Raw genomic sequence first — 14617 nt, forward strand, 5'->3', positions numbered from 1 at the left:
CTTGTGAAATATTCTAGTTCCATAATTTAACTTGACATGATTATCAAACTAATATAGAATAAAATAAAGGTAATATATTACCTTTATTTTATTCTATGGAGGTTAGTATGAAAGAATTAGAAAAATTATATGATATTGATAAAAGGTATCGTATTTTTGGAATGATATTTTTATTATCCAATAAGCTGGAGACCATTGGAAATAGTTTCCTTGGTGAACTTACTACTAAGCAATGGTTCTTTATGCTGACATTAACAACTTTTTTCGAAAGCCCTCCCACACTTAGTCAATTGGCTAAACAAATGGGAACATCTCACCAGAATTCAAAACAATTGGCCATAAGACTTCAAGAAAAGGGTTTTTTAACTATTGAGAAAGATCAATTGGATAATCGAGCGATACGAATATTTCCTACAAAGAAGATGGAGGAATATGTAAGAGTACGCCAAGATAAAGATCATAAATTTATTGAAGATTTTTTTAGAGTGTTAAAAGACAGAGAGATTAAAGAACTTGATGAAATATTATTTAGGTTGATGGATAGTATCCAAAATATTGAAGAGAAATTATCTTGATTTTGAGGGGAATAGGAGATGATAGTATATGAACAATATAGCTATAGTATATAAATCTAAATATGGCAGTACTAAAAAATATGCTCAATGGATAGCAGAAGAAACTAAAGGAGATTTATTTGAGTGTTCAGAAATAGATATTAATAAATTAAGGACATATGATACTATTATTTATGGTGGTGGATTATATGCAAGTGGAATTGCTGGAATTTCTATCATAACTAAAAATTTTGAGGTACTAAAAGATAAGGAAATAATAGTTTTTACTGTAGGATTAGCCTCAACTGATAGAGAAGAAGTTTTTATTCCAATTACAGAAAAGTGGTTTTCACAGGAAATGCGGGAAAATATAAAATTTTTTCATCTACGTGGTAGTATTGATTATAAGAAATTAGGAATAATACATAAATCCATGATGGCAATGCTAAAGACTGTAATTTCTAGGAAAGATTCTAATGAGTTATCAGACGATGATAAAGAACTTTTGTCTACTTATGGAAAAAAAGTAGATTTTACAGAGAAAAATACTATAACACCTTTGTTATTATTTTTAAAAAACTAAGGTGGGAACTTAATTAAAACAATTTAAGATAGACAGAAAAGATTAGGTTTTATTTTAGTAGTTTAGTATAAATTAAGGGGCAAAATCAGTGACAAACACTATTTTGACCCTTTTAGTTATTGTTTATAGTAAGATAAGATCTATTTTATGGTAGTTTCTGAAATTGACTCATATACAAACTTTCATAAAAACCTTTCTTTATCATTAATTCATCATGAGTACCCTGTTCAACAATAGCTCCATTATTCATAACAAGGATTAAATCTGCATTTCTAATTGTAGATAGACGGTGAGCAATAACAAAGCTTGTTCTGCCTTTCATAATATTCTTCATGGCAGTTTGTAGCATTGACTCAAGTCTTGTATCTACCGAACTTGTTGCTTCATCAAGGATTAAAATAGATGGATCTGCCAAGAACGCTCTTGCTATAGTTAATAATTGTTTCTCTCCAGCAGATATATTGGAAGATTCCTCATTTAATATCATATCATAGCCATCTGGCTGTGTCTTAATAAAGTGATGTACATTTGCCATTTTAGCAGCATTTATAATATCTTCCCTAGTTGCATTTTCATTACCATACTTGATATTATCAGCAATACTTCCATTAAACAACCATGTATCTTGTAAAACCATACCAAAAATAGAACGAAGTTCATCTCTGCTCATATCTTTTATGTTTACACCATCTACTTTAATAGCACCACTATTTACATCATAGAAACGCATTAAAAGGTTAATCAGTGTTGTTTTCCCAGCACCTGTAGGCCCTACAACTGCTACCATTTGACCACTTTTAACATCTAAATTCAAATCCTTAATTAATATATTATCTTTCGTATAACCAAAAGATACATCTTCAAAAGTAACATTTCCTTTTAAATCTTTAATTTTAAGAGGTTTAACTAACTCTGGTATTTCTTCTTCTGCTTCAAGAAAATCGAAGACCCTTCTTGAGGCAGCAATGGCAGACTGAATAGCTGATGATAGTTGAGTTACTTGTTCCAGTGGTTCGTTTAACTGCCACATATAACGTATAAATGCTTGAAGCTGTCCCACAGTTATTGCACCAGAAATTACAAAAGTTACTCCTACAAAAATAACTGATACCATTGCAATATAAGTAACTAAGGATATTAATGGTGACATAAGCCCTGATACAAATTGTGCCTTAAATCCATTTTCGGCTAGATTATTATTAATTTTTTTAAATTCCTCAATAGATTCTGCTTGTTTCCCATATAATTTAATCTCTGTTAAACCTGTATATCTTTCTTGAATATATCCATTTAAAGTTCCTAAGGCATTTTGCTGATTCTCAAACATAACATTAGAACGTTTTACAATGAATCTCATTATAAAGATACTACATGGAACAATTAAAATAGCTATTATAGCCATAGTAGGATTAATGTAAAACATTAAGGAAACAGCTAAAGTTATGGATAAAACCGAACTTAATATTCTAGATAAAGATTGCTGTAAGGCATTTGATATTGTATCTATATCATTAGATATAATACTTAAAATATCTCCAACTGTACGATTATCAAAATAACTAATTGGAAGTTTTGTAATCTTCTTTTGAACTTCATTTCTTAAATCACGCATAGTATTTTGAATACCATCAGTTAAAAAATATTGAGATAAAAATCCACAAGTTATATTTCCTATATAGATAGCAAATAATATTTTTAAAATCTTAAGGATATAGGAAAAACTAATGGCTGCTCCAGGAATATTATTAGCAATATTAGCAACATCATCCTTTAATCTAGTTGTAATCAATCCTTCTACCATTGGTGCTGCTGCTAGAAAGCCTGAATATATAACTAAGAGAAGAATTGAAGCTATAAAAAATTTCAAATAGGGTTTCATATAAGGGTATAATTTTTTCATTGCTCTAATTCCTCCTTTCTTAACTGTGATTCTGCAATTTCATAATATACATTACATGTTTTCAATAATTCTTTATGAGTTCCTATTCCGACTATTTCACCTTCATTTAGAACAATTATCTTATCGGCATTCATTATTGTACCAATTCTTTGTGCCACTATTAATACAATAGATTCTCTTGTTTCTTCCCGTAAGGCTTTACGCAATGTAGCATCTGTTTTATAATCAAGTGCTGAAAAGCTATCATCAAAAATATAAATTTCTGGCTTTCTAATAATTGCTCTTGCTATGGAGATTCTTTGCTTTTGTCCACCAGAAAAGTTTTTAGCACCTTCACTAATATGCTCTTGTAATTTATCTGGCTTATTTTCTATAAAATCCTTTGCTTGAGCTATTTCAATAGCATGGTTCATTTCTTCTATTGTTGCATTTGGATTACCAAATTTTAAATTATCCTCTATAGTTCCACGAAATAAAAACGCTTTTTGTGGAATAAATCCAATATTTTTACGAAGTACGTCTATATCGTAATCTCTAATATCCATATCATTTATTTTTATTGTTCCCTTTGTAACATCGTAAAATCTTGGAATTAAATTAATCAATGTACTTTTACCACTTCCAGTACTACCTATAAAAGCAATTGTTTCACCTTGATTTGCTGTAAATGATATATCTTTTAATATAGGAAGCTCACCATTAGGATATTGAAATGTAACATGGTCAAATTCTAATTTTATTTTGCCATTTAAATCTCTTGCTCCATTATTAGAATTTGTTATAGTTGGTTCTTCACTTAATAGTTCCTGAATACGATTTGCAGAAACTCTGGCTCTAGGATACATTATAAATACCATGGAAAATAGCATAACAGAGAACAAGGCATGAAACTGATAGTCTAAAAATGCAACCAATTGACCAACTTGTAGAGTTCCTTTATCAATCATAATGGTAGAAACCCAGAACACTGCCATCATAGATAAATGTAATAAAAAGAAAAATGCTGGTTGCGTAAAGGAAATTATTTTAAATAAATTTTTTGAACTAGAGGCATATCTTTCATTTACTGCTGCAAAGCGTTCTGTCTCATATTTACTTTTTCTAAAAGCTCTAATAACCCTAGTTCCCATTAAATTTTCTCTTGAAATCCTATTTAAACGATCCATTCCTCTTTGTTGTCTATCAGAAATGGGATTAGTTACTTTAGCAACTATAATTACACCTAGAATAATAAATGGAAAACTTGCCCCAATAATTAAAGATAGGCTTAAACTTGTTTTCATTGTCATAAATACACTTATGAAAATCATAATTGGTGCTAATAATGCTGTTCTAAAAAGCAAGTTCGAGAATAACATCAATTGAAATGCGTCACTAGTTGTACGTGTAATCATTGATGACACACCAAATTTATTATATTCTGTATGAGAGAATTTCTGTGATTGTGCAAAAACATCATTTCTAATATCACGAATCATATATGTTGAAATTCTTGAAGAAGCATAAGAAATCAAAATCGTTCCTGCACCACCTATAATACTTACAAGTAGCATGACCATTCCCATTTTCTTAACATAATCGATATCACTGTTACCAATACCTTTGTCAATCATTGCTCCCATTATTGTAGGAATGCCTAATTGAACTGCAACAAAGCTAAATATTCCCAAGATATTTAATAGAATTAATTTGGGATATTTTTTAAGATACTTTAATATTAACTTCATAATAACCTCCATTTAATAACATTGTTTTAATAATATATTTTAAGATTTCTTGATTTTAAGGAACACTTGAATTATTATAAACTATAAGGTTGTATTATAGTCAAGATAAATTCATAAAAATAATAATGATTTTAAGGAGGTTATGATGTCCAATAATAAAAATGAATATTTGAGCAAGAGTAAAATAAAAGATAAAAAACTAATTTCTTTATAAATATAAAGAAATTAGTTTTTTATTGAATATTCAGGTTACCTATATATTAAAATACTAATTTTTTCATTTTATTAATAAAATTCATATAAAAAGTATTTCTATTACGTGTATCAAACTTTTCTCCGATACTTAGTGCTTGATCTTTACAATAATTGATAATATCATCAACTAGATAGATACCGCTTTCTTTATAAAATGGAGTATCTTCCGGTAATATAAGTTTACATTGCTCTCTTTTTTCCTTGAATTTAAAACTTTCCCATAACATCCATGCCCCTATATAGAAGTTGAAATTATCGTCTGCATTATTTGATGATAATGCCCATTTCAAATGTTTAGTAAAAATTTTCACTCCCTTTTTAGGTTCGGTTATTGCAAAATATATAAATTGAATTCTCATATTACTAAGATAAATCTCATCCTTACTTATAAGTCTATACATCTTTTCCCTATACTCTTTTGCCTCTTCCAACATATTATTATTTATATAATATTCAAGAAAATGTTCGTAGGTAAGGGGAAGAGCTGTAGTGCATTTTTTTTGACCTTTAAATATGGGATCAGCTAACTCCAATGCCTTCTCATATTTATTTAAAAACAGTTCATATTCCACTTCAAACCTTAATTCGCAAACTTCACAGTCACTAATCTCATCTCGAGGACAGGACTTGAATTTTTCAAATGACTCTTTTACTTTTTCTACATCTTCTAAATCCATGTAAGTAAGGGTCATATATTTATAATATACTCTCAATGAATACCCATATTCTATACACCTTACTTTGTACTCCTCTATTATTTCATTTAATTTTTCATACTCAATTTGATAGTAATCATCACATGTATACATCATACTCTCTAGTACCCATACTATATAAAATTGTACATATTTTCTCTGTTTATTTGATTTTTTAAGATATTCATCTCCTGCCCATAAGAGCTTAGGAAATGTTAATATACCTTTAAATCCATCACCAGTAAACTTATCTATACGTATGATTTCTTTTCTTCCTTCAAAGGAATATAACATATTATTTTCTGAATCTGCTACTTTTACTAATTCTTCACAAATTAAAAGCCTTTCTTTAGAATATTTTGGTGACTTATTCATCATATCTATTAATCTATCTAACCTTTCACTCATTTACTAAGTCCCCATTCTATCAAAGATTCTATACCATTATTTAAAGTTTTCATTTCATTATTTCTAAGAGGAAAGTGTCCTATTAAAAGGGCTTGTACATATATTAATTTTATACAGTTACTAAGAGCTAATTTATCTTCTAAAGATATAAGTTTATTTACTAAAGGATTATTTATATTAAAATATAGTTTTGCATAAGAGTTGTTTTCCATTTCTTTTGCAAATCCATCTAATATGCTTACAAAGCTGTTGTCTATATCTTCCTTGTCTTTTAATATATTTCTGTATGTCATAGCATCTTCATTTATTGTGTATAAAACCGGCAATTCCTGTGGACTGAATTTTTTTATATCAACTTCACATTTAAATTCATTAAGAGTAATATTTGCAATCTTTAAAAGCATATATGATCTCTCTTGTTCTTCAAAAGTTATATCTTCCATAATTTCATATAAATCCATACCTATTATAAGTTCTACAGATACATCATTAAATAGAATAGGCAGCTTTTCTAGAAGCTCCTTATCATATATATAACCTGCATTTACAAGTAATTTATTTTGTGCTGCAAATATACTAGACATCTGCCTGAATTCGTCAACAGAATAAGTATATATTATCTTTTCAGAGGATGTTCTCAGTTCATAGCCCGTTTTATTTCCTTGAGACGTAGGAAAGGTTAAGTAGTCTATAAATGCTTTATACACCTTATCCTCCTCTACCGCTAATGATTTAATAGCTAAACTATGTATATCTATAATATAAGAAAGTTTTTTAGGTGCTATTTTAGATAATCTCGATAAATAGTTAATTATACATTCTCCTAATTCTTCTCTGGTTTTATCTAAAGTTTCATCTTCACAAAAGCTTTCTCTAGAAGCTGTAGGAGTTAATTCATTTGCATTTAAGGTACATTTAACAAAAAATGCCCAATTTGGAAGTAGATCTTGACCTTTTTCTGTAAGTAACATGTTTTTCAAATATATTCGATGTGTTCTATTCTCACTACTCACTACTTTACGAGGTATAATATAGGCAAATCCATTAATTCCTCCAGTTTTAGAGTGTATTGGAATATAATCCAAAAATTCTTCTGAAAATATATCTTCTCCGAATTCTAATATTTCTTGAGGTGATAAGGTCATATCATCCCAAGGGGAGATTTCGATATTTAACTTTATATCTTTACCGTCTACATTTAAATAGATAGGTACTGGTAAAAGAAGCCCATAATATTTTAGTAAACTAATAAGTTTATCTTTCGTGAAATATTTTTCATTTCCTTTCTTACATTTAAGGTAAATTGAAGTTCCAACTGCTATACTGGTTTCTAACTTATTTAAAGTATAAGTTCCATCTGGTTTTCCTTTCCAATGATATGAAATATTATCCTTTATAGACCTAGTTATAACATCTATTTCATCAGATACCATAAAACAAGATAATAGACCTATTCCAAAGTGGCCTATATAATTTGCATCTACTATACCTTCCAGTATATCCTTCTTGGAGGATTCTCCTATTATGGAAAGAAACTTATGTATCTCAGCTTCAGTAAGCCCTGCTCCGTTATCTTCAAATACAATAGTATTTGTATCTTCACTTTGCACTAAGCTGATACATACCTTTCCTTCAGTCCAATTTTTTTCTATTAGTCTTCTTGCATTTATAGCATCTACACTATTTTGAAGTAGTTCTCGAATAAATACATCTTGACTACTATACAAATGATTTCCTAATATATCAATCATTCCACCTAAGTTTACTTTAAAACGAAATATATCTTGCATAATTCACCTCTGTTTTCTGTGATTATAAATATAAGAGACAGTCTTATATTTATAATTCAAAATAATTTTTAATAATAGATTGACATTTCACTTAGATTATTTATCGACACAATTATCTGTAACTATAGTCTAATATTAGATAAAAGATGAATATTTAAGATTTTGAGATGATTATTTTTCAATAGAAGTGTAAATTAAGGATCTTATTAAAATAGTTTGAAATTAAATCTCTTGTTAATGCTAGATATTATTATAAATTGTTTTATTTTTGAGCTTGTTTATCTATAGGCATCCAACTTCAAAGTTTAACTATTTATAAAAACTTTCTGCATGTACAATAGATTTCATTTTATATTTTAGAGAATTAAGTTTTTGGTAAACTGATGAAAAATCATTAAATAATTCATCTTCAGAACATCTGGCTACTGTTTGATGAATTATATTTTTAACTCTTGACCATACATTTTCTTGAGGATTTAATTCTGGAGAATATGGCGGAAGATATATTAGCTCAATTCGCTCAGCATTGCTCTTTGAAAATGCCTGTATACCTACTGATTTATGAGACTTGGCATTATCAAGAATAACATAAACTTTTTTGGTAGGATTTTCTTCTAATAATCGCTCTAATAGCTTTTGTACTTCACTAGATGTTATAGATTTTTTGTGAGAATAAACATCAGCATAAGTTTCAAATGTACTTAGTATTTCTGTGGCTCCTATAACATTAACTCCTTTATGTGAGCCATTAGATTCTAGTGCAAGGGGTTTCCCTTTAGGGCTCCAACTCCTGTAGTTATTAGGTTCATTTCTCACATATGTTTCATCGAGTGCATACATTGCTATTTCAGAAGAATTTTCTACAGTATTCAGTAGTTGTTTCATTTTTTTTAAAAGCTAATTGTTCTGATTCTTTAGCTAAAGAGGACTTTCGCTGTGCTTTTTTATATGTGAAATTTTCAGCTTTAATTATTCGTCTTATCCACTCTCCAGAGTACTGAATGTCATATTTGTTTTTAATATAATCTGCTAATAGATTGCAAGTCCATGAATATGAATTAAAGCCATGGTCTATAGGCTTAGTCTCTACTAAAGTTCTTAATAAATCATCTTTCATTTCATCAGTAAATGTCCCTATAGATCCTCCTCTATGGTCTTCAGTAGCCTCAAGGCCATACTCATTCCATTTATGAATATATTTAAGGATTGTAGGTCTAGACTTACCTAATATATTTTCTATTGTTTCGGACTTAATACCTTGATAACGCATCATAATTGCAAGTATAATTTCTTTTTTAAAATTATCATCAGTTTTTTCTCTAATATCTTTTAATTGCTCTATTGTGTATCCATGTAAAGTTTTAACTTCTACGGCTTTTCTTCCCATGCTAATTCTCCTTTGTTAATTACTATAGAATTAGTTTGTGGAAAGAAATTTACTTTATTCACTGATTATTTTAATGTATTGAGTTGGATCCCTATATATATAAGATTTCTTGATTTTAGGGAATACTTGAATTATTATAAACTATAAGGTTATATTATAGCCAAGGAAAATAACTCATAAAATATTATGAGATTTTTGGAGGGTGATCATGTCTAGTAGTAAAAACGAATATTTAACCACAGGTGAATTTGCTAAACTTTGTGGTATTCCAAAACATATTTTATTTCATTATGACCAAATAGGATTATTTCAACCTGAAATTATTAAAGAAAATGGTTATCGATATTACTCATTTCGTCAATATGATACCTTTTCTATTATTACAGCTTTAAAAAGATTGGGTATGCCTTTGAAGGAAATTAAAGAATTTATGGATAGGCGAAATCCAAATGCTTTAATATCTTTATTAGATCAAAAATCAAAAGAAGTTGTGGAAGAACTTGTTAGGCTAGAGCAAATTAAACATGAAATTGATGCCTTAAAAGATTTAACAGAAGAAGCCTTAAATTTAGAATATAATAAAATTGAATTAGCTTACCATAAAGAAGTATATGCTCTACGAAGTTCATTGATGGATAATGGGATGGATGATTCTTATCCTGATTTTATTTCTTCCATAATTGCTTTTCGTGAAAGTAGTAATGCTAGTATGATTGATTTTCTAGGGGGAGTTCTTACTATTGATAATATTCTTGAGAAAAGATTTAATAGCTTTTCTTATTTATATACTAAAGGTGAAAATATCCATGACAAAGATACTACTTTAATACGGAGAGAAGGTTGGTATCTTCAGGTTTATTATAAGGGAAGTTATCAAAATATTAGTGAAATGTATAACAAGATTATTGAATATGCTGAAAAACATCAGATTAAGCTAGGAAAACATGCTTATGAAGAATATCTTATTTTTGAGATTGGTACAAACAATCGAGATGATTACGTTACCTTGATATTGGTTGAAATATTAGAATAAACTTTTCTATAAATAGTAAATTGTAAAGGAGAATGTAATGAAAACAAAATATGTAGTAGTAGAAGATTATAATCCAGAATGGAAAAATGAATTTGAACGTATAAAAAACGAATTATTAACAGTTTTGGCTGAAAAAATAAATTCAATTGAGCATGTGGGGAGCACATCTATTGAAGGATTAGCTGCAAAACCAATTATCGATATAGACATTGTGATTGACAAAAATTTTGAAGAAGTAAAAAAGGCATTAGAATCTATTGGATATATATATGAAGGAGATCTAGGTATATCTGGTAGAGAAGCATTTGATTATAAAAATAAACCACATTTAATGGTACACCATTTATATGTATGTAATAAAGACAATAAAGAATTGTATCGTCATATAACATTTAGAAATTATTTAAGACAGCATAAAGAGGATAGAGATAGATATGGTTCAATAAAAAAAGAGATGGCTTTGAAATATCCAGAAGATATAGATTTGTATATTAAAGGAAAGGAATCTGTAATTCTAGATATTTATAATAAATGTGGCTTATGCAAATAAATTTCCTTAGACTAATGGTTAATAAAAAAGCAAACCTACAAAACCCGTTAAAACCAAAATCAGTATAGGATTTAGTTTGTACTTTCTCAATAAAAATAAAGAAATAATAAATATAATTATAGCAGTAATATTTATGCTAATATCTTTAATATTGTAAGATGAAGTCCCGAGAAAAGCAATTAAAACAATAGTTGATGCAGCAGAAGCAATTAGTCCCACAGAACTAGAACGTAATCCTTTTAATATATTGGAAATACTATCTATTTCTTTATGTTTTTTAAAAAACTTATATAAAAAGATAGAAATAATGAATCCAGATATAATACTTCCTAAGGTAGCCAATATGGCCCCAGATATTCCAGCTATACGTATTCCTACAAAAGAAGCAGTATTCACAACTAAAGGTCCAGGTGTCATTTGGGAGATTGTGATAATATCTGTATATTCTTGAAGCGTAATCCAACTATGATAATTTACTAACTGTTCCTGTATCAATGGTATAATAGCATATCCACCACCTATACTGAATGATCCAATTTGTAAAAATGTAATAAATAATGTAAAAATAGTTTTATTCATCTTGGATTCCTCCTTGTCTGCTTTTTATATAAGTTTGGATAAAACACAAAATAGAACAGAAAATAATAATAACTAATACATTGATATTAAAAATAAAACTAGCTAAAAATGCAATGGGAGCCATTAAAGTTAACAGCAAATTTTTTTCTTTTAAAATTCCCTGACCCATATCAATTACTAAATCTACAATTGTAGCAGCAACTCCTGCCTCCATACCTTTTAAGATTGCAGAAATAACCCTATTATCCCTAAAAGATTTATAGAATGAGGATATAACTGATAATATTAACAAGGGAGGTAAGACTGTTCCAATACAAGAAATAATTGCACCTATAATTCCAGAGATTCGATAACCCACTAATACAGCAATATTAACTGCAATAGCACCTGGAGTTGATTGTGCAATTGCAGCCATATCTAGTAGTTCCTGCTCACTAATTAACTCTAGGCCATTAACAAAATACTTACGCATCATAGGAATAACTACATATCCTCCTCCAAAAGTAAAAGCACTAATAGAAAATGTGATTCTAAAAAGTGAAAGATATAACTTCAATTTTTTTATCTTCATAATAGTGAACCCTCCAATACATTTATTTTCAACATTGTTTATTATATACCTTGAATCAGTATAAGTATAATAGTATTATTTTATATAATACATAACTAAATGATAATGAATAAGGGGTTAAATATGAAAATAAGACATTTACGTATTTTTAAAATAGTGTGTGAGGAAGAAAGTATCACAAAGGCAGCAGAAAAATTATTTATGACACAACCAGCAGTTTCTAGTGCAATTAGTGAATTAGAAAGCTATTTAGGGGTTCATTTATTTGATAGAATTTCAAGGAAGATTTATTTAAATGAAACAGGTAAATTATTCTTAACAAAGGTAATAAAATTGTTAGATTTATATGATGACTTAGAACAAAATATTAAAGAGTTAGAAGATAATGCAACTATTAAAATTGGATCAAGTATAACTATAGCCAACTTTATTTTACCTGAAGCAATAGTAAAATTTGAAAAAATTTATAGGAATACTCCAACAAAAGTTATAGTTGGAAATGCTGGAAAAATTGAAGAGATGTTATGTAATAATGAGATTGATTTAGGTTTAATTGAAGGTGTTATTTATAATGAAGAATTAATAAAAATTCCATTTTCGTCATATGAATTAGCAATAATATGTTCTCCCAAACATAAATTAGCTTTAGATGAACCTATAAATATCAATAAGTTAATCCAAGAAAGATTATTACTTAGAGAAAAAGGCAGTGCAATCCGTGATGTTTTTGATAGTGCATTGTTATTACATAATTTAAAAGCAAATCCAGAATGGATAAGTATAAATTCACAAGCCCTTATTTATGCGGTAAAACAAAATTTAGGAATAAGTGTGCTGCCTAAAATTCTAATAGAAAGAGAAATCGAAAGTGGTGGAATCTTTGAAATAAAGGTAAATGATTTTGAATTAATTAATGTAAATCATATTGTATTCCATAAAAATAAAATTCAAACAAAGAGTTTTAAAACATTAATTGAAATAATTAAGAATAACGTAAGTGGCAAGCGATCATAACCATGATTGTATTACAATCATGGTTATGATATTATATAAATTAACAAAGTTAAACATTTTAATATTAATAAATTAAAGACTTATATAACTGATCTTGAAAAATTTGGAGTTAAATCTCCAGTTAGAAGAAAAATATTCTAATAATTTTCATATCATAATAAATTAATACAGAATAAGAAAGTCAAAAGAGGAGGCGTAGAGATATGACAACTGATTTATATAATCTTAGTGATAAAGTAAAACTTTGGACAAGACAGCATAAAAATGTTCTTAAAGAGTTAGAAAAATATGGAGTTTATAGAGTTAAGAAGGAGTATATTCTAGAAAAGATGGATACCATATCAGATTATTACTTAAATCTATATGAATGGTATGGAAGAAATGCAGCTAAAGTAGTGCCTAAACCAGAAGGTGTAATATATCCTATTTGGCTTTCTATATCTTCAGATATGATGCTGCAGCCTACAGAGGATACTATTATTTTGGAAATAGAAGTAGATAGAAAAAATGTTATTTATACTGATGTAGATAAATGGGGATATGTAGTGAACTATTTTTATTTACCTATTGATCCAGAGGATGAAGAAAGACATAATGAAGAGCTAAAAAAATTTGGTATAAGTGATGAGTCTGCTCTAATTACAGGTGATAAAGGTAATTTCTATCCATTACTTAAAAATAAGATAATCAAAAGTTGGGAAAGACTATTTGAACCGTTAGGTGAGGAAAGCACACTAGTACAAGCAACTATATGGGAAATAAAAAAGGAATGGGTAGTAGATATTATACATGGATAAATGGTAAATTTAAAAGATGGGGGTAGATGTCTCAATTGAATAAAAAGATAAAGTTATATACATCTCAGAGGGAAATAGTCTTAGATACTATTAGAGAAAAAGGGATATACCATGTTAAAAAAGAATTCATAATTAAAAAATATGAAAATGTAGCTAATGTCTTTTTAGAACCTTATAATTGGTTTATTAGAAAAGCAGTAAATATAGTACCTAAGCCAGAGGGGGCAGAATATCCCATATGGCTATTTACGGATTTAAGATATGTTGAAAACCATGAGGATAGTAAAGTTTTAGAGATAGAGGTTGATATTGAAAATGTAATTCTATTTGATCCATTCAAATGGAATAGAATATTAAATTTAGCTTATATACCGAAAGATGAAAAGGATTGGGCGGAATATAATGACTCTCTAGAAAAACAAGGAATTAAAAATGAAGCTAGTATTTATATGACTAATTTTTATCCTCATTTGAAACAAAAGGTAAGAAAAAGCTGGGATTTTTTATTTGAGGATAATATAGACTTATCAAAGCCAAATCAAGCTGCTCTATGGGAGTTGCGAAGGGAATGGATAGTATCAGAGTTTTAATTTTATAAAAAAGTGTTGCACTTGATACAAGTTTGCAACACTTTTTAATTTTTTGTATATAAGCTTACATTAGAAATTAAAGTATAGTAAAAAAAATCTTGACATATACAGTTGAACTATATATAATAACGATATACAGTTATACTATATATTTAGACTGAATACTATTAAAGTTTAATTTTAT

15 protein-coding genes are annotated in these 14617 nt (G+C 28.3%); 7 read left to right on the top strand and 8 right to left on the bottom strand.

All coding sequences use genetic code 11. The features are described 5' to 3' along the window. Positions 1-107: 107 nt before the first annotated feature. Together KQI41_RS07505 and KQI41_RS07510 are read left to right on the top strand one after the other, a co-directional pair. The gene (locus KQI41_RS07505; RefSeq protein WP_154439658.1) at positions 108-575 is read left to right on the top strand and encodes a MarR family winged helix-turn-helix transcriptional regulator; all 468 of its coding nucleotides are present in this window, start codon (positions 108-110) and stop codon (positions 573-575) included. Between the two features lie 28 nt (positions 576-603). After that, entirely contained in the window at positions 604-1137 is a 534-nt protein-coding gene (locus KQI41_RS07510) for a flavodoxin domain-containing protein (protein ID WP_154439659.1), read from the top strand. A 145-nt stretch (positions 1138-1282) separates the two neighbouring features. On the opposite strand, the gene KQI41_RS07515 is transcribed toward KQI41_RS07510, so the two are convergent. The 6 genes from KQI41_RS07515 to KQI41_RS07540 all read right to left on the bottom strand — a co-directional run bounded on the left by KQI41_RS07515 (position 1283) and on the right by KQI41_RS07540 (position 9299). Continuing rightward, a complete protein-coding gene (locus KQI41_RS07515; RefSeq protein ID WP_154439660.1) occupies positions 1283-3037 on the bottom strand; it encodes an ABC transporter ATP-binding protein in 1755 nt (584 codons plus the stop codon). Next, complete coding sequence (locus KQI41_RS07520; RefSeq protein ID WP_154439661.1) at positions 3034-4764, bottom strand: ABC transporter ATP-binding protein; 1731 nt, start codon at positions 4762-4764, stop codon at positions 3034-3036. The genes KQI41_RS07515 and KQI41_RS07520 overlap by 4 nt, the downstream gene beginning before the upstream one ends. Before the next feature lie 260 nt (positions 4765-5024). Continuing rightward, the gene (locus KQI41_RS07525) at positions 5025-6122 is read right to left on the bottom strand and encodes a hypothetical protein (RefSeq protein WP_154439662.1); all 1098 of its coding nucleotides are present in this window, start codon (positions 6120-6122) and stop codon (positions 5025-5027) included. Then, positions 6119-7912: an HSP90 family protein gene (locus KQI41_RS07530; protein ID WP_154439663.1), complete on the bottom strand. Its 1794-nt coding sequence runs from the start codon at positions 7910-7912 to the stop codon at positions 6119-6121. Before KQI41_RS07530 ends, KQI41_RS07525 begins: the two co-directional genes overlap by 4 nt. Positions 7913-8221: 309 nt before the next feature. After that, positions 8222-8797 carry an IS630 family transposase gene (locus KQI41_RS07535; RefSeq protein ID WP_216585027.1) on the bottom strand — a complete coding sequence of 192 codons (576 nt, stop codon included), beginning with the start codon at positions 8795-8797 and terminating at the stop codon, positions 8222-8224. Then, on the bottom strand, positions 8760-9299 hold the full coding sequence (locus KQI41_RS07540) for a helix-turn-helix domain-containing protein (protein ID WP_216584828.1): 540 nt from the start codon (positions 9297-9299) through the stop codon (positions 8760-8762). The genes KQI41_RS07535 and KQI41_RS07540 overlap by 38 nt, the downstream gene beginning before the upstream one ends. 208 nt (positions 9300-9507) lie before the next feature. Between KQI41_RS07540 and KQI41_RS07545 the strand changes: the two genes are divergently transcribed. Together KQI41_RS07545 and KQI41_RS07550 are read left to right on the top strand one after the other, a co-directional pair. After that, positions 9508-10332, top strand: coding sequence for a MerR family transcriptional regulator (locus KQI41_RS07545; RefSeq protein WP_154439664.1), 825 nt, complete (start codon positions 9508-9510; stop codon positions 10330-10332). 37 nt (positions 10333-10369) lie between these two features. Then, positions 10370-10882: a GrpB family protein gene (locus tag KQI41_RS07550; protein WP_154439665.1), complete on the top strand. Its 513-nt coding sequence runs from the start codon at positions 10370-10372 to the stop codon at positions 10880-10882. An 18-nt stretch (positions 10883-10900) separates the two neighbouring features. Here KQI41_RS07550 and KQI41_RS07555 read toward each other — a convergent pair whose 3' ends face one another. Further along, positions 10901-11461 (bottom strand): chromate transporter, encoded by a 561-nt coding sequence (locus KQI41_RS07555; RefSeq protein WP_154439666.1) that lies wholly within the window; start codon positions 11459-11461, stop codon positions 10901-10903. Further along, positions 11454-12032: a chromate transporter gene (locus KQI41_RS07560; RefSeq protein ID WP_154439667.1), complete on the bottom strand. Its 579-nt coding sequence runs from the start codon at positions 12030-12032 to the stop codon at positions 11454-11456. The genes KQI41_RS07555 and KQI41_RS07560 overlap by 8 nt, the downstream gene beginning before the upstream one ends. A 123-nt stretch (positions 12033-12155) precedes the next feature. On the opposite strand from KQI41_RS07560, the gene KQI41_RS07565 reads away from it, so the two are divergent. The 3 genes from KQI41_RS07565 to KQI41_RS07575 all read left to right on the top strand — a co-directional run bounded on the left by KQI41_RS07565 (position 12156) and on the right by KQI41_RS07575 (position 14433). Then, positions 12156-13046 carry a LysR substrate-binding domain-containing protein gene (locus tag KQI41_RS07565; protein ID WP_154439668.1) on the top strand — a complete coding sequence of 297 codons (891 nt, stop codon included), beginning with the start codon at positions 12156-12158 and terminating at the stop codon, positions 13044-13046. A 203-nt stretch (positions 13047-13249) separates the two neighbouring features. Further along, positions 13250-13843: a DUF3841 domain-containing protein gene (locus KQI41_RS07570; RefSeq protein ID WP_154439669.1), complete on the top strand. Its 594-nt coding sequence runs from the start codon at positions 13250-13252 to the stop codon at positions 13841-13843. A gap of 35 nt (positions 13844-13878) precedes the next feature. Beyond that, on the top strand, positions 13879-14433 hold the full coding sequence (locus KQI41_RS07575; RefSeq protein ID WP_195837944.1) for a DUF3841 domain-containing protein: 555 nt from the start codon (positions 13879-13881) through the stop codon (positions 14431-14433). Positions 14434-14617 lie beyond the last annotated feature (184 nt).

The organism is Tissierella pigra (genome assembly GCF_018917845.1).
In the GTDB taxonomy this organism is placed as follows: Bacteria; Bacillota; Clostridia; order Tissierellales; family Tissierellaceae; genus Tissierella; species Tissierella pigra.